Origin of the sequence: Pseudomonas sp. MWU349, assembly GCF_017947325.1 — a bacterium.
Lineage (GTDB): Bacteria > Pseudomonadota > Gammaproteobacteria > Pseudomonadales > Pseudomonadaceae > Aquipseudomonas > Aquipseudomonas protegens.
In genome coordinates this window covers 597,178-612,059 of sequence record NZ_JAFEVP010000001.1, presented here as the reverse complement: position 1 = coordinate 612,059, position 14,882 = coordinate 597,178, and the positions used below count along the sequence as shown (strand labels likewise).

The window sequence follows — 14,882 nt, the reverse complement described above, 5'->3', positions numbered from 1 at the left end:
CTCAGCGATCGATCCAAAAAGATGATTTTTAAACCCACCTGGACGGCTTCGATCCAACAAATTTTCAGGTGCGTTTTTTTGCAGTCCCTGTCACCCGGGGCGAGTCAGATGGATAACGGCGACATGACAGCCGACAGCGCCGCGAGGCCGGCGCTTTTCGTCACCACCTGAACCAGGGATGTCCACCATGACCACCAGCACCCACCAGCGTTTCCAGATCCGCGCCTGCAGGAAGTTCGCCCTCGAACAGAACCAGCGCCTGTTCCGCCAGGCCCAGGCACTTGATAGCCAGGCCTATGCATTGCTTGACCAGGAACACTTGGAAATCGACACCTTCGAGCGCTATCGCCTGTTGCGCAACAAGGCCCAGGCCAAGTACCAGGAGGCCGTCGAGCACCTGCGCCTGATCAATCGCGAGTTCGTCGACCCGCAAAGCCCCCAGGACCGCCCCGCCCTCGCGGACGCCGCGCAACCGCTGCTGCGGCTCAGCGGACGCTAGGCAGCCAGCCGCCCGTCAGCCCGCCGCAGACTGCGCCAGGGCCTGGGCCAGGGCGTCCCTCAACTGCGCCTGGCTGAAGGGCTTGAAGATCCGTGGCAGCTCCGGCGCAGGGCCGTCCTGGCGCTGGGCATAACCGCTGGCCAGGATGATCGGCAACTGCGGGTGCAGGCGCCGCACTGCTTCGGCCAACTGGCGGCCATCCATGTGTGGCATGGCCATGTCGCTGATCATCAGCTGGATGCCCGGGTGCTGCTCAAGACACTGCAGCGCCTGGATCCCGCTGGCGGCGCGGATAACCCGGTGGCCCAGGTCCTCCAGCAGCAACGTGGTGCTGTCCAGGACCAGGCTGTCGTCATCCACCAGCAGCACGCACAGCGGCGGGTGGTCCGGGCCCGGGGCCGGCATGGCCTCACTGGCGGGCGAACCCTTGGCCGCGCTCGCCAGGGGCAGCCACAGCTCGGCGCGGGTGCCCTGGCCCAGGCGGCTCTGGAGCACCAGGCGCCCGCCCAGTTGCTCGGCCAGGCCGTGGACCATCGACAGGCCCAGGCCGGTGCCCTTGCCCAGGCCCTTGGTGGTGAAGAACGGATCGGCGGCGCAGGCCAGGGTCTGCTCATCCATGCCCTGGCCATCGTCGATCACCGCCAGGCAGACGTACTGCCCCTGGGCCAGGTTGCCCGTGGCCCCGCACAATTGCGCCTCGATCAGGATCGTCCCGTCCTCGGGCATGGCATCCCGGGCATTGCTCACCAGGTTCAGCAGCGCCAGTTCCAGCTGGTTGAGATCGGCCTGCACCGCCGGCAAGTCCGGCGCCATCTCCACCCGCAGGGCAATCCTGGGCCCCAGCGAACTGCACAGCAGGCCGCTGAGGCTGGACACCAGTTGGCCCAGGTCCAGGGCCTGGGATTTCAACTCCTGGCGCCGGGCGAAGGCCAGCATGCGCTGGGTCAGGGTCACGCCGCGCTCGGTGCCCTGCAGCGCGTTGTCCAGCAGGCGCCGCAGCCTGGGGTCGTCGCCTACCCGCTTGTGCAGCAGTTCCAGGTTGCCGCGGATCACCGTCAGCAGGTTATTGAAGTCATGGGCGATGCCGCCGCTGAGCTGACCGATGGCCTGGAGCTTCTGCGACTGAAACAGCGCTTCGCGGGCGACCTCCAGTTCCTTCTGCGCCTGGACCACCTCGGTGATGTCGCGGGTGATCTTGGCAAAACCGATGACGGCCCCGGAGTCGGCACGGATCGGGTCGACAATCACATGGGCCAGGAACTGCGTACCGTCCTTGCGCAGGCGCCAGCCCTGCTTCTCGAAACGGCCTTCGCGGGCGGCGGCTTCCAGGGCCTTGCGCGGCTCGTCGCTGGCCCGGTCCTCGGCGGTATAGAACAGTGAAAAGTGCTGGCCGATGACTTCCTCTGGGGCATAGCCCTTGATCCGTTGCGCCCCCTGGTTCCAGCTGCTGACCCGGCCCTGGGCATCGAGCATGTAGATCGCGTAATCGGTCACGCTCTGCACCAGCAGGCGGAACTGTTGTTCGCCCTGCTTCAGGGTCTGCTCGGCGGCCCGCTGCTCGGTCATGTCCCGGGTGACCTTGGCAAAGCCGATCAGCGCGCCGGCGCTGTCGCGGATCGGGTCGATCACCACATGGCACCAGAATCGCGTGCCGTCCTTGCGCAGGCGCCAACCCTCGCCTTCGAAACGCCCGCACTGCGCGGCGCTGTCCAGGGCCCTCTGGGGCAAACCGGCCTGGCGGTCCTCGGCGGTGTAGAACAGTGAGAAGTGCTGGCCCAGCACTTCCTCCTCCCGGTAACCCTTGAAGCGCCGGGCACCGCTGTTCCAACTGGCGACCCGGCCCTGGGCGTCGAGCATGTAGATCGCGTAGTCCACCACTGCATCGACCAGCAGGCGGAACCGATCGTCAGCGAGGGGGCGGTACGGCGCGGGCAGATCAGGCATGGCAGTTTCCGTCGGGTATTTTGTTCCATCGAATCGGCGAAACGTCGCAGCGGCGCAGCATTCATCGACCGGGGCTCGCGCCAGTGTGCACCGGCTGCAACTGTCTGTGTGCAACAGCATGCCTGACCCGACAACGCAAGGGACAGACGGTTGACCACGGAAAATACACTTCCGAGCTTTCGATCTAGTGGCACTGCGGGCACAATGCGTACCTTTTTGGCTGGCCCTGCCGGAGACCCTGAAATGATCAAGACGCCGTACTACCTCATCGACAAGCAGAAGCTTTTGAGCAACATGCAGAAGATTGCCTACGTGCGCGAGCAGTCCGGCGCCAAGGCCCTGCTGGCCCTCAAGTGCTTCGCCACCTGGTCGGTGTTCGACCTGATGCAGCAGTACATGGATGGCACCACCTCCTCGTCGCTATACGAGCTCAAGCTCGGCCGGCAGAAGTTCGCAGGCGAGACCCACGCCTACAGCGTGGCCTGGGCCGACGACGAGATCGAGGAGATGCTGGCCAACTGCGACAAGATCATCTTCAACTCCATCAGCCAGCTGCAGCGCTTTGCCGACGCCAGCGCGGGCAAGGTGCGCGGCCTGCGGGTCAACCCCCAGGTCAGCAGCTCGGACTACCTGCTGGCCGACCCGGCGCGCCCGTTCAGCCGTCTGGGCGAGTGGGACCCGGCGAAGATCGAGCAGGTCATCGAGCAGATCTCCGGCTTCATGTTCCACAACAACTGCGAGAACGGCGATTTCGGCCTGTTCGACCAGATGCTGACCACCATCGAGGAACGCTTCGGCCACCTGCTGCACAAGGTCGAGTGGGTCAGCCTCGGCGGCGGCATCCACTTCACCGGCGAGGACTACGCCCTGGACGCCTTCTGCGCGCGCCTCAAGGCCTTCTCCCAGAAGTACGGCGTGCAGGTCTACCTGGAGCCGGGCGAAGCGGCGATCACCCAGAGCGCCTCCCTGGAAGTGACCGTGCTCGACACCCTGTACAACGGCAAGCACCTGGCCGTGGTGGACAGCTCCATCGAAGCCCACATGCTCGACCTGCTGATCTATCGCCTGAACGCCAAGCTGTCACCAAGCACGGGTGAACATACCTACATGGTGTGCGGCAAGTCCTGCCTGGCCGGGGATATCTTCGGCGAATACCAATTTGATCGTCCGCTGGCCATCGGCGATCGACTGTCGTTCATTGATGCGGCGGGTTACACCATGGTCAAGAAAAACTGGTTCAACGGTCTGAAAATGCCGTCCATTGTCGTGAAACAACTCGATGGCAGCATCGAGGTGGTACGCGAGTTTGGTTTCGAAGACTACCTGTCCAGCCTTTCCTGAGCGGACAGGTCACGAGGAGAAGTAAATAAATTGAAGAAGAATGTTCTTATCATTGGTGCAGGAGGTGTCGCCAAGGTGGTGGCCCACAAGTGCGCGCAGCACAACGACGAACTCGGTCGTATTGCTATCGCGTCGCGCAACATCTCCAAATGCCAGGCCATCATCGACAGCGTCAAGGCCAAGGGCAGCCTCAAACAGCCCGCTGAAATAAAAGCCTATGCGCTCGACGCGCTGGACATCGAGGCAACCAAGGCGCTGATCCGCGAGACCGAATCGCAGATCGTCATCAACGTCGGTTCCGCCTTCCTCAATATGTCGGTGCTGCGTGCCTGCATCGATACCGGTGTGGCCTACCTGGACACCGCGATCCACGAAGAACCGGGCAAGATCTGCGAGACCCCGCCCTGGTACGGCAACTACGAGTGGAAGCATCTCGAAGAGTGCCAGCAGAAGAACATCACCGCGATCCTCGGCGTCGGCTTCGACCCGGGCGTGGTCAACGCCTATGCGGCCCTGGCCCAGCAGGAACATTTCGACCGCATCGACTCGATCGACATTCTCGACGTCAATGCCGGTTCCCACGGCAAATATTTCGCCACCAATTTCGACCCGGAAATCAACTTCCGCGAATTCACCGGACAGGTGTGGAGCTGGCAGGACAGCCAGTGGACCAGCAACACCATGTTCGAAGTCAAGCGTACCGACGACCTGCCTGTGGTCGGCTCGCAAAACCTGTACCTGACCGGCCACGATGAAGTGCACTCGCTGTCGAAGAACCTCGACGTGCCCAACGTGCGGTTCTGGATGAGCTTCGGCGAGCACTACATCAATGTGTTCACCGTGCTGCGCAACCTGGGCCTGCTCTCCGAGCAACCGGTAAAGACCGCCGAAGGCCTGGAAGTGGTGCCGCTCAAAGTGGTCAAGGCCGTGCTGCCTGACCCGGCCTCCCTGGCCCCGGGCTACACCGGCAAGACCTGCATCGGTGACCTGGTCAAGGGCAGCAAGAATGGCCAGCCGCGCGAAGTCTTCATCTACAACGTGGCCGACCACGAAGAAGCCTACGCCGAGACCGACAGCCAGGGCATTTCCTACACCGCCGGCGTACCGCCAGTGGCCGCCGCCCTGCTGGTGGCCCGTGGCGAGTGGGACGTGCAGCGCATGGCCAACGTCGAGGAACTGCCGGCCAAGCCGTTCCTCAAGGCGCTGGACCTGATGGGCCTGCCGACCCGCATCAAGGACGAACAGGGCGACCGCCCATGGGACGCCAAGGCTTGATGCACTAGCCACCACAGGAGGCGCCGATGCAGGCGCCTCCTGCCTGGATGAATGTTTCGTTTGTGCGTCGCTTTTGCGTTTCTGTGCGACAGATCCCACTTCAGGGGCTCCCGCCCTGCTCCTTCGCAGTGTTAGCTTGGCAAGGTTTCTGACTAACAGTTCAGATAATCCTTACCCCCTGCAAAGGAATGCCCTCCGCAATGGATTTTTCCCTCAAGCACCTGGCTGCGGCCACCCTGATGCTCGCCAGCCTGTCGTCCTACACCTCGATCGCCCAGGCCAACATTACCCCGCAACAAAGCGCGGCCATCCTCAAGACCTTCAATGACGCCACGGTCACGGATTTCCGCCAGTTCCTCGGCACCCTGGCCAAGAGCCCGCTGGCCAAGAGCGACCAGCTCGCCCCGACCATCGAGGCCTTCCTGGCCAACAAGCCCCTGAACGCCGAACAGCAGAATGAGATCCACCGCCTGCTGGGCCTCTACGGCCGGGTCAAGTACGGCAAGGCCGCCACCGAAACCCTGCGCGAGCTGGTGGCCATCCCCACCTTCAACATCGACGGCGTGCCGCAGTACAAGAACCCCGAGTTTCTCAAGATCGCCGCCAAGATCCAGGACCTGGCCAAAGCCTTCAACCTGAACTTTCGCAACATCGACAACCGGGTCTACGAGATCTCCCTGGAAGGCAGCGGCGATGAAGTCGTCGGCATCCACGCCCACGCCGACGTGGTGCCGGTGACCCCGGAAAACTGGGTGCTCGAAGACGGCACCCGCCTCGACCCGTTCAAGGTCACCCTGATCGGCGACCGCATGTACGGCCGCGGCACCGAGGACGACAAGAACGGCATCGTGGTAGCGCTCTACGCGATGAAGATCATCAAGGAAGAGAAGCTGCCCCTGGCACGCAACTTCAAGCTGCTGGTGGACACCACCGAGGAAACCAGCGGCGACGCCATTCCCTACTACTTCGAACACAACCCGACGCCCAACTACAACCTGGCGCTGGACGGCGGCTACCCGGTGGTGATCGCCGAGAAAGGCTACGGCACGGTCATGGCCAGCTTCGCCCGGCGCGCCGCCGAGGGCAAAGGGGCGGAGATCACCCACCTCACCGGCGGCCTGGCCACCAACCAGATCCCCTCGACCTCGGTAGCCACCCTGGTCACCGAGCAGCCCGCGGAACTGGCCGCCAGCCTGCAAAAGGCCGGCGCCGAATATGCCAAGCAGCACGGCGGCAACTTCCAGGTCGCGGCCAAGGTGGTGGGCAAGGATGTGCAACTGACGGTCACCGGCGTCTCGGCCCACTCCTCCGAGCCCGAGTCCGGGGTCAACCCGGTGGCGCGGATGCTGGACTTCATCAACAGCCAGGACGGCAAGATCGCCTTCAAGCACAACGCCTTCACCGATGGTGCCCGCTACGCCGCCGACAACTGGGGCCTGGACTACCTGGGCAACAAGCTGGGCATCGGCTTCTCCGACGACTTCATGGGGCCGCTGACCACCTCCCTGACCCAGGTCAGCGTGGATGACAAGACCTTCAAGCTGGCGGTCAACCTGCGGGTGCCCAAGGGCAAGACCCCGCAAGTGCTGAAGGGCGAAATCACCGACAAGCTGGCGGCCTGGAGCAAGAAGACCCAGGTGGCGGTGAACATCGACACCAAGATCGCCGAACCCATGTACCGCAACCCCGAGGGTGAATGGGTCAAGGCACTGCTGGCAGTGGCCAGCGAGAACCTGGGCATGGCGCACAAGTTCGGCACCTCCGCCGGCGCCACCTCGGTGCACGAGCTGCCCAACGGCGTGCAATTCGGCCTGGCGCGGCCCGAGGTCAAGTACACCGGCCACACCGACAACGAGTTCAAGACCGTGGAGCAATTCCTCCTGGACCTGCAGATCGTCACCGAGATGGTCGGCCGCATCGGCCAGTTGCCCAAGCTCTGACCGCCCTCACGGGCCCGCCCCCATGGCGGGCCCGTTCTCCCTTTCCTCCACGCCTAGCGCACCGATGACCTCCAGTCGGGGTCGCTGACATCTCGCAGTACCCCGCCATACCCCTGGTAGAGGTTGCCCTCGGGCAGCAACTGCGCCGTGGCCAGTTGCCGGTGCAGGCCGCCCAGGTGGTAGAACGGCACACGCACATAGAGGTGATGCTCGATGTGGTAGTGGATGGCGTGGGGGCCGAACAGGAAGGTCTGCACGCTGGGCCGTACGATGCTGCGGGCGTTGCGGCTCTGGTCGGCGGCAACCGGCAAGCCGGCATGCTCCATGATGGCTCGCACCCGGCCCAGCAAGGGCAGCAGGGTAATGGCCGGCAACAGCCACAACCCCAGGTACAGCCAGGGGTGGCCGCTCCAGGCCAGCAGGCCGAACAGCAGGCCGTTGCTGGCAAGCATGGACAGCACTTCCTCCAGGGCCTGGCGCGGTGACTTGTCGACCCGGGGCATGATCGCGCGGTAGTCACCCCGGGCGAACCTCAAGGCGCTGATGAAGTAGCCCACCCCGCACAGGTCCGCTAGCAGGCGCAGGGCCAGCTTGCCCCGGGGCAAGGGGTAATCCCCCAGCCCGAAGACCGCCACCACCGGGTCGTCATGCTCCATCGGATGCAGGTGATGCTTGAGGTGGCCGGCGCGGTAGGTGCGGAGGGACAGGAACAGCGGGCCGGCGGCCAGCCACTGGCCCAGCCGATCATTGGCTTTCTGCCCGCGCAGCAGCAGGCCGTGGGCGCTCTCGTGCATCAGCACCGCCAGCGCCAACTGGCTGCGGGCGATCAGCAGCGCGGCCAGCAGGTAGGTGACGGGGTGCGGCCAGAGCGCGGCGCAGGCGAATGCGGCGGCGATCAGCCCCCAGTCGGCCAGCAGCGCCAGGCCACCGACCCAGGGCTTGAGCAGGAACAGCCCGGCGTCGGGGGCAAAGGCACGCAGGGCCCGATTCTCTCCGGCACGGGGTTCAGGCTGGGACACGGGCAGGGTTTCCTTGTCGTTGGGTGGCCAGGGCACAGGCCAGGGCCAGGAACAGGCCGCCCGCCACATCGATCAGCGTGTGCTGCTTGAGGGTCAGGGTCGAGAGGCAGATCAGCAGGCCGATGACAGCACTCAGCTCTTTGCAAGGACGGCGCCAGAGCGCGCGACAGGCTAGGCAGGTCACTGCCACATGCAGGCTGGGAAAACCGTTGCAGGCCAGGTCCAGCTGCCACATCCGGCCCAGCCGCTGTTGCAGGAAGCCATTGTCGAGGGCGGCGATATCCGGCCTCGGCACATATTCGGGCAACAGCCAGAAGCACAGCAGCCCAACGGCGAAGGCCATGCCGGTGGCGTTGCGCAGGGCCCTGAAGCCCTCCTGGCTGGCATAGGCCGCCGCCAGCAGCACAAAGGGAAAGAACAGCACATAGACGAACCAGGACTGGGCGATAAAGGGGATCAGCTCATCCAGTGGCGTGACCCAGTTGTAGCGCGGCGTCACCAGGCGCTGCAGCCCCATGAACACGCCCAGCCCCAACAGCAGGGCGAACACCGCAGCCAGGGCCTGCCGAAGGTTGGCGGCGGCTATCAGGCGCTGCAAGGTGGCGGTCATGGCTGCTGGCCTGGGGCGGGCATGGAGCGGTGAAGACTCAAGGCCACGCCCTCACAAGCCGAGCAAGCGGCTGGCCCAGGCATCGATCCGTGCCTGGGCCCGCTGGTTGCCCGAAATCACGTCCGGCGCTGGCGCCGCCACGCTCAATTGTCGCGCCGCCTCGGCCACCTGACGGCGAAAATCGGCAGGGTCGCCGCGCCAGGTCACCACCCGGTGCAGCAACTGCAATTGCCGGGCTCGGGCGGCGTTGCTGGTCTGTTCCGGCTGGTCGCTCACCACCAGGATGATCGGCCGCTGGTAGACCTGGGCGATGGACAGCGCCGCCATGCCCGGCGCCGAGACCAGGAGTTGCGCCCGGGCAGCGCGGCTGGCCCAGAGCGGATCGACCTGCAGCCAGCCACTGCGCCCGGCATACCCCTCGCCCACGCGGTGGGCGTCCAGGCCGGCATCCTCCAGGCCACGGCTCAAGGCATCGGCCAGCTCGGGCTCACGAAAATGCGGGTTGAGGTACACCGCGGCGCCCACGGCGGCCTGTTCCGGCAAGGCTTGGGCCAGGGCCACCGGGGTCGGCAGGCGATACAGTGCCGGGGCCTGGGTATCGTCGACTTCATAGGCGAAATCGTGCTCGATGCGCGCCCGCGCCGTATCGATCTGGCGCCCGACAATCCAGCCGAACAGGCGCCCGAACTGGCGCGGCCACATGCCGGCAAAGTTGTTCAGCAGCGCCACCTTGAGGCTGGCCCCGTACACGTGCACCACCTGGCGCCGCCAGCCCGGCAGCATGCCCATGTAGAGCAGCGCCGGGTGGAAGGAGTCGTTGATCACCAGGTCCACGCGGCGTAGCCGGCGCCGCAGTTGGAGGATGTCCCGCAGCATGCGCCCGGGGCGGAACAGGTAGTGGGCGACATTGCGGTTGGTGGCCTGGCGCAGCATGTTCTGCTGGTTGTCGAACTGCACCGCGTAATGCAGCGAGAGAATCTGCGCCGCAATGCCGAAGCGCTGCAAAAAGTCCTGCCCCTGCTGCGAGGTGGTCAGCACCTCGACCTCGGCCCCGGCCGCACGCAAGGCATGTACCAGCAGTTGGGCGCGCATCAGGTGCCCGCGGGCATCGGCGGTCGCCAGGTAAAGAATCCGTGCACTCATCGCCCCGCTCGGCCCCGACCACCGAGCAGCCAGCCGGCACCATACATCGCCAGGGCACCGGTCACGCCAAAACTCGCATCGACGCGGCGAATGTCCTTGAGCAGGCGCGCCAGATGCCCCGCCTCATGGGGCGCCACGATGCGCCGCAAGGTGTTCTCGCACAGGCGCACGTGGGCTTTCTCGTCGGCCAGCACCCGCGCCAGCAGCGGATACAAGCCATGCCCGGCATCCAGCACCGCACAATGGCGAGTCAATACCCGCTCGGCCATCTGCTCGGCACACAGCCCGGTGGCATAGGCCGGCACCAGCAGGCCCTGTTCGAAATGCCCCGCATAACGACGGGCCAGGCGCTGCCAGCGCTGGATCTTGCGCCGGCTCAGCCAGTCCGGTTCCAGGCGGGCTTGAGCGTCGTCGCCCCGCTCGCGCAGGGCCTCGGAAAACAGGGTCACGTGGCGCTGCTCATCGGCCAGGTGCTGTGCTACCTGCCGTTCGAGCCAGGGTGGCGACTGCGGCAACAACTCATCGAGCAACGCACGCTCGGTGGCGTCTTCACCGGCCAGGTACATGCGCAACAGCAGGCGTTCGCCTCGCGGGCTGCGGTGCAGGCGCAACAAGGCGGCGCGCTTGATGCGGTCCACCAGCCGCGCCTGCAGCGCCCCCAGGCCCTGGGGCCGGGGCATGCTCAGGCAGTCGAAGTTGGCCTCGCCGGCAACCGCTGGCCCCGCATTCATTGCGCGGGCTGCGCGGCGCTGGTGGTGGCCGTCCTGGCCCCGTGCGAATGGCGCTGCCAGGCCAGGATCAGGCCGATAAAGCTGTCACGCATGAAGGCCGTGCCGCTGGCCGCAGCGCCGGGAAAGCTCTCCTCCTGGCCGTTGTAGCGCAGGTAACCCTGGCCGTTGACCGCGCCCAGCTCCAGGCTGTCGCCCTTGTTCAAGCCCCGCTGACGCACCTCCCTGAGCAACGGGCTGTCCTCCAGCGCAAAGACAAACAGCTGGCGCTGCACCACCCACAGCGGGATCTGCCCGCTCAGGGCCTGCAGGTCGAGGTTCCAGGTGCCCTGCTGCAGCACCTGCTCCAGCGCTTCGCTGCCCGGCTGCCTGGTACTGAAGCTGGCACGCATCAGCGACTTCGACACTCGGCCGACGCCCAGGCCGATGGTGATGTCGCCCGCTGTCGGGTGCTGCGCATCGCTGGGGCGCACCACCACGAAATAACTGGCCAGGCGCGCCGCGATCGACGGCTGGGCCAATACGTTGCGCGCCTGTTCGGGGCTGAACAGCACGCGCTCACGGGTGCCTTCACGGACGCTGATCTGATAGGGATCGAGGCTGATGTCACGGAACTTGCCACGCACCGGTGCGTGCACATAGGTATCGGATTTCCACACCTTGCCCGAACGGCGCAGCAGCACCTGCAGGCTCAGGGGCACACGCTGGCCGTCGCTGGCGATGCCGCTGCCGTGCAGCAGAATGTCGCCGATCACGGTCTTGCTGTCGTGGTTGCTGTCGGCGTCGATGACGATGGCGTGGGTTTGCCGGTCGACACTGGCCCGCGCATCACTCACGTCCAGGGCAATGCGGTTGCAGTCGAGGTTGCTGGAGGCGAACGTGGCGCAGCCACTGTCCGAAGCGAAGTGGTACACCCCGCGACCGGCGAACTCGCTGGGAGCGGCCTGGGCCTGGCCACCGAATGCCAGCAAGGCCAGGCACGCCAGGGAACGGCCGAATGAGGCGAGCGAAGGGTTCTGCATGGGGACTTCCTCTGGGCACGCGAACGGCGTGCGACGATGCGGCGCGACGCGGATCAATCCAGGTTGCGGTGGTAAGACAACGCTTCACTGTGCCGGGCACTGGAGCGGCCGATGGACAGCCCGCAGCCACGCACCACGGCGCCGGCAGTGTCGAGCAACGAGATGGCAGTGACCATGGCCATGGCCCCCAGGCGCCGGGCTCCGTGCAGGGGCGGCAGGTCCTGGTGGTTGAGGGCCCGCAGGCTGTAGCCCAGGCGCCCGACCATCACGCACAAAGGCCCCAGCGGCCCACTGCGCCCGAGCCATTGCAGCCAGCCCGGCAGGTAGGCGCGCACCAGGTACGGGGTCAGGCCGACGCTGTCGCCGCCCCTGAGCCAGCGCAGCTTGAACACTTCGCCCTGGCTGTCGGGCAGCCGGTGCTCGGTGTGTGCCGCCGGCGCATAGGCCACCGCCACCCCCGCCGCTTGCAGGCGCAGGCCCATGACCTGGCAATGGGCACGATAGATGCCATCCAGGGGCTCGTAGCGATACTGCTCGAAGGTGGCACAGCGAAAAGCCACGTTGTTGGCGTAGAAGTTACGTGTGGCGCCGTGGCGCAAGGGGCTGGGGAAATACATGAAGTCGATGGCAGTCAGCGCGCTGCCGGCGACGCTCGGCGCGTAGCTGGTGCGCCCGGCCACCGCCACGGGCGCCTGGGGTTGCACAAAGGGCAGCAGCAACTCTTCCAGCCAACGGGCATCGGGCAGGCAGTCGGCATCGGCAAATACCACGTACTGGCAGCGCGCCTGGTCGATGCCATCGAAACCGACATTCTTGGCATCGTAGTAACCGGTGCCGGCATCGATCTCGATGAACTCCAGCGCACAGCCGGCCAGGCTGCACAGCGCCTGACGCGCCTCAAGGTCGAGGCCGTCATGGGTGATGATCCACTGGGCAAAAGCCCGGGGCGCCAGACTTTGCAGGGCCAGCCGGGCAATCAGCCGCTGGAGGCTGCCCAAGGCTTCGCCTGCATTCTTGCCGCCGCGCAGATTGTTGGTTTCCAACACCAGTGCGGTCTGGGCAGCAATCCCTTGCAGGCGCGTGAACAGGTCATCGCCGGGAGGCAACTGCGACATCCTGGCTGTCGTTTCTTGGCTATCCATTTCGCGGTGTCTCTGAAAAAAGCAGGGCCGCCGGGGGGCGTGACGGGCGCAATCACAGCATTATTCCGGGGATTATTCAAACACCAAGTGCGCCCGGTGTGATGGCCCACGCAGCCGGTTCACCTTGCAGCGGTTCGAGGCCCCGGATTCTTCAAAAGCCCAGGCAGGCGCACGCCACACAGCTGCCGAAATCTGCCCGGATAACGAAGAAAGGCCTCGTGCCGGGTCCTTTCCCATCGAACATCAAGTCCTTGGCACCTATATGGATAATTGAAGCTGTCGCTGAAAAAAGGCAACTGCCCGACGACGTGACAGGCTCCCGGGCGACAGCAAATTCGCTACCTGACTAACACCTCGCGCTTGCGTTGGGGCCGCTAGCGATCAAGCTGGCGCCACACGCGGTCTTCATACCGTCAAGGGCCACTGCAATACCACCGACATCCAACAGCGCACTGCCTTCTGAAATAGGAAACACCCCTTTGCACAACGGGCACACCACCTTGTGCCCGACACCCGCCATGGGTTTACCGTTCAACTCGGTTTGGCTGAACGCCTCAATAACAGTACCGCCATGACTGGTACTGTCCCCAAGCCGAATAATATCCATGTCCACTCCTTTGCGACCTTAAAAGTCATCCATCTCGTTTTTCTTCGGCTTTAGCTCAGCCAGAAACTCTTCCTGCGTGTAGTCCTCTTTCACAATCGGCATCCGCGATGTTGCAGGAGCAGCCGTTGCAGGTTTTACCGAGGCGCCGTCGTCATTGCTGGCAGTTTGCGGCATCAGGTTGACGCCGAACCTGTTGTCGAGCGGCTTCTTTCCGGGTGTCGGTGAAGTGATGGTGATGATCGTTGCCTGGTCCTTACGACGCAGAGGCATGACCACGCTGGTATCGGCATTCTGGTAGCTGGCCATGGTGGCCAGCGCAATACCCACGAACGGCGAGGCAGCACCGGTATCGCCCAGGCGCTGGGTCAGGTCGTACCCCTCGCGGGAATCGAGCAGATCCAGGGAACTGCGGGCAGCCGTCAGCGCAGGAAGCAATTCGGCCAGTGGCGTGCTGTTCAGGCCGCCGTCGTAGAACACCCGGGCTGGTGCTGGTGTAACTGTGTCAGTGGCTTTTTTCCATCCAGCGGCCAGTTGTGTAGTCAAGGCTTCGCGTTTGAAGCGCTCGCCGTTGTCCGGACGCTGCAAGGAAACGCTGACCGGGCGATGGATCCTGGCCAGCACCGGCAAGGCGTCCCATTGTTCAAAGGCGCGCTCGGTCCAGGGTTGCGGGATGAACTCCGAAGGTTGGAATTCGACAGCAGGTTTACGCCAGCCCCAACCGGTGAATTCGGGATCGATCTTGTTCTTGTTGACCTTGGTGAAAGGGGCGTAATAGCGCAGCCATTCGACACGTTCGGGGCGGCCAACAACCAGGGCGACCATTGAATCGGTGAGTTCACCTGGCTTACGTGGCCCTGGCCCACCAATCAATGGGGCTTTTTTGGCAGAAAGCGCATAGGACATGCTGAAACTTTCATTGGTGTAAACCAATACAGCAGGAAGGTCAGGGTTACGCTCGAACAGTTGGAATAGGTTTTCCAGCAAGGCTTCAGGAGTGTCATTGCAGATGATGCCGTCCTGCAGGTTACGAATGCGATGCCAATGAAGACCTGCAGGAGTTCGCATGTCATTAACCATGACAGATAAGCTGTTCCGGGTTCTTTCAGGTGTAAAACGAAGGTTCGGAGTTTTAGGATTCCAACCTGAAACCACAGTAAGAGTGGGAATCGGCCACTTCTCTAAAAAATCCCTTAATCCCAGCTCCAGTGCATCTGTTTCCCGCTTTTCATAGGCCATATCCTTATCATCGGCGGTTATTGGATACTTCTTCGGGTCCATAGGCAGAATGCTACCTACATGTAGTGCTTCCTCTTGTTTTAAGTTTTTTACCTGCAATTCGCTCCAAATCTGTCCCTGCCTGAACACATCCAGGCTCACGCCGATGCTGAGCACATCCAGGGTCTCCAATCGCGGCGACGTAGTGGGAGCACGGTAACGAGGTTCAACGGTCATGGTAGAAGCCTTCCTGGCTGAGGTGTAGGCGGTCACGGCCGTGGCCTGACTGGCAAAGCAACGTCCAGAGGCCAGGGGCTGCTCAGCAGCTTGAACACCGTGATTGAGTAACAACAGGCAGCCCATCAACAACAATATGCGGTGCATCGAAACAGCCCTC

Annotated in this window: 13 protein-coding genes; 4 read left to right on the top strand and 9 right to left on the bottom strand. The window is 64.1% G+C overall.

Annotation, left to right across the window (positions count from 1 at the left end; genetic code table 11):
* The first annotated feature begins 187 nt into the window (after positions 1-187).
* On the top strand, positions 188-499 hold the full coding sequence (locus KCG88_RS02655; protein ID WP_047287504.1) for a hypothetical protein: 312 nt from the start codon (positions 188-190) through the stop codon (positions 497-499).
* Between the two features lie 15 nt (positions 500-514).
* Here KCG88_RS02655 and KCG88_RS02650 read toward each other — a convergent pair whose 3' ends face one another.
* Positions 515-2,443: a PAS domain-containing sensor histidine kinase gene (locus KCG88_RS02650; RefSeq protein WP_210711679.1), complete on the bottom strand. Its 1,929-nt coding sequence runs from the start codon at positions 2,441-2,443 to the stop codon at positions 515-517.
* 243 nt (positions 2,444-2,686) lie between these two features.
* Here KCG88_RS02650 and KCG88_RS02645 point away from each other — a divergent pair, with 243 nt between their 5' ends.
* The 3 genes from KCG88_RS02645 (at position 2,687) to KCG88_RS02635 (ending at position 6,999) form a co-directional block, all read left to right on the top strand.
* A complete protein-coding gene (locus tag KCG88_RS02645) occupies positions 2,687-3,784 on the top strand; it encodes a carboxynorspermidine decarboxylase (RefSeq protein WP_047287450.1) in 1,098 nt (365 codons plus the stop codon).
* Between the two features lie 30 nt (positions 3,785-3,814).
* Complete coding sequence (locus KCG88_RS02640; RefSeq protein ID WP_210711678.1) at positions 3,815-5,059, top strand: saccharopine dehydrogenase family protein; 1,245 nt, start codon at positions 3,815-3,817, stop codon at positions 5,057-5,059.
* A 200-nt stretch (positions 5,060-5,259) separates the two neighbouring features.
* Positions 5,260-6,999, top strand: a complete 1,740-nt coding sequence (locus tag KCG88_RS02635) for a dipeptidase (RefSeq protein ID WP_210711677.1) — start codon at positions 5,260-5,262, stop codon at positions 6,997-6,999.
* A 53-nt stretch (positions 7,000-7,052) separates the two neighbouring features.
* On the opposite strand, the gene KCG88_RS02630 is transcribed toward KCG88_RS02635, so the two are convergent.
* From KCG88_RS02630 to KCG88_RS02595, 8 genes are all read right to left on the bottom strand, one after another.
* Positions 7,053-8,018: a fatty acid desaturase family protein gene (locus KCG88_RS02630; protein ID WP_210711676.1), complete on the bottom strand. Its 966-nt coding sequence runs from the start codon at positions 8,016-8,018 to the stop codon at positions 7,053-7,055.
* Positions 8,005-8,628, bottom strand: a complete 624-nt coding sequence (locus KCG88_RS02625; protein ID WP_210711675.1) for a phosphatase PAP2 family protein — start codon at positions 8,626-8,628, stop codon at positions 8,005-8,007. Before KCG88_RS02625 ends, KCG88_RS02630 begins: the two co-directional genes overlap by 14 nt.
* Positions 8,629-8,679: 51 nt before the next feature.
* Positions 8,680-9,771, bottom strand: a complete 1,092-nt coding sequence (locus KCG88_RS02620) for a hypothetical protein (RefSeq protein WP_210711674.1) — start codon at positions 9,769-9,771, stop codon at positions 8,680-8,682.
* Complete coding sequence (locus KCG88_RS02615; RefSeq protein ID WP_210711673.1) at positions 9,768-10,502, bottom strand: hypothetical protein; 735 nt, start codon at positions 10,500-10,502, stop codon at positions 9,768-9,770. The genes KCG88_RS02620 and KCG88_RS02615 overlap by 4 nt, the downstream gene beginning before the upstream one ends.
* Positions 10,499-11,521, bottom strand: a complete 1,023-nt coding sequence (locus tag KCG88_RS02610; protein WP_210711672.1) for a hypothetical protein — start codon at positions 11,519-11,521, stop codon at positions 10,499-10,501. The genes KCG88_RS02615 and KCG88_RS02610 overlap by 4 nt, the downstream gene beginning before the upstream one ends.
* Before the next feature lie 53 nt (positions 11,522-11,574).
* The gene (locus KCG88_RS02605) at positions 11,575-12,636 is read right to left on the bottom strand and encodes a glycosyltransferase family 2 protein (protein WP_210711671.1); all 1,062 of its coding nucleotides are present in this window, start codon (positions 12,634-12,636) and stop codon (positions 11,575-11,577) included.
* 373 nt (positions 12,637-13,009) lie between these two features.
* Entirely contained in the window at positions 13,010-13,270 is a 261-nt protein-coding gene (locus tag KCG88_RS02600; protein WP_210711670.1) for a PAAR domain-containing protein, read from the bottom strand.
* A gap of 18 nt (positions 13,271-13,288) precedes the next feature.
* Positions 13,289-14,869: a DUF2875 family protein gene (locus KCG88_RS02595; protein ID WP_282598184.1), complete on the bottom strand. Its 1,581-nt coding sequence runs from the start codon at positions 14,867-14,869 to the stop codon at positions 13,289-13,291.
* Positions 14,870-14,882: the final 13 nt, after the last annotated feature.

Excerpts from the sequence above, each read along its gene's own strand:
- KCG88_RS02615 (WP_210711673.1), bottom strand. The coding sequence starts at position 10,502 with ATGAATGCGGGGCCAGCGGTTGCCGGCGAGGCCAACTTCGACTGCCTG.
- KCG88_RS02645 (WP_047287450.1), top strand. The coding sequence starts at position 2,687 with ATGATCAAGACGCCGTACTACCTCATCGACAAGCAGAAGCTTTTGAGC.
- KCG88_RS02635 (WP_210711677.1), top strand. The coding sequence starts at position 5,260 with ATGGATTTTTCCCTCAAGCACCTGGCTGCGGCCACCCTGATGCTCGCC.
- KCG88_RS02595 (WP_282598184.1), bottom strand. The coding sequence starts at position 14,869 with ATGCACCGCATATTGTTGTTGATGGGCTGCCTGTTGTTACTCAATCAC.
- KCG88_RS02625 (WP_210711675.1), bottom strand. The coding sequence starts at position 8,628 with ATGACCGCCACCTTGCAGCGCCTGATAGCCGCCGCCAACCTTCGGCAG.
- KCG88_RS02650 (WP_210711679.1), bottom strand. The coding sequence starts at position 2,443 with ATGCCTGATCTGCCCGCGCCGTACCGCCCCCTCGCTGACGATCGGTTC.
- KCG88_RS02620 (WP_210711674.1), bottom strand. The coding sequence starts at position 9,771 with ATGAGTGCACGGATTCTTTACCTGGCGACCGCCGATGCCCGCGGGCAC.
- KCG88_RS02655 (WP_047287504.1), top strand. The coding sequence starts at position 188 with ATGACCACCAGCACCCACCAGCGTTTCCAGATCCGCGCCTGCAGGAAG.
- KCG88_RS02600 (WP_210711670.1), bottom strand. The coding sequence starts at position 13,270 with ATGGATATTATTCGGCTTGGGGACAGTACCAGTCATGGCGGTACTGTT.
- KCG88_RS02605 (WP_210711671.1), bottom strand. The coding sequence starts at position 12,636 with ATGTCGCAGTTGCCTCCCGGCGATGACCTGTTCACGCGCCTGCAAGGG.
- KCG88_RS02610 (WP_210711672.1), bottom strand. The coding sequence starts at position 11,521 with ATGCAGAACCCTTCGCTCGCCTCATTCGGCCGTTCCCTGGCGTGCCTG.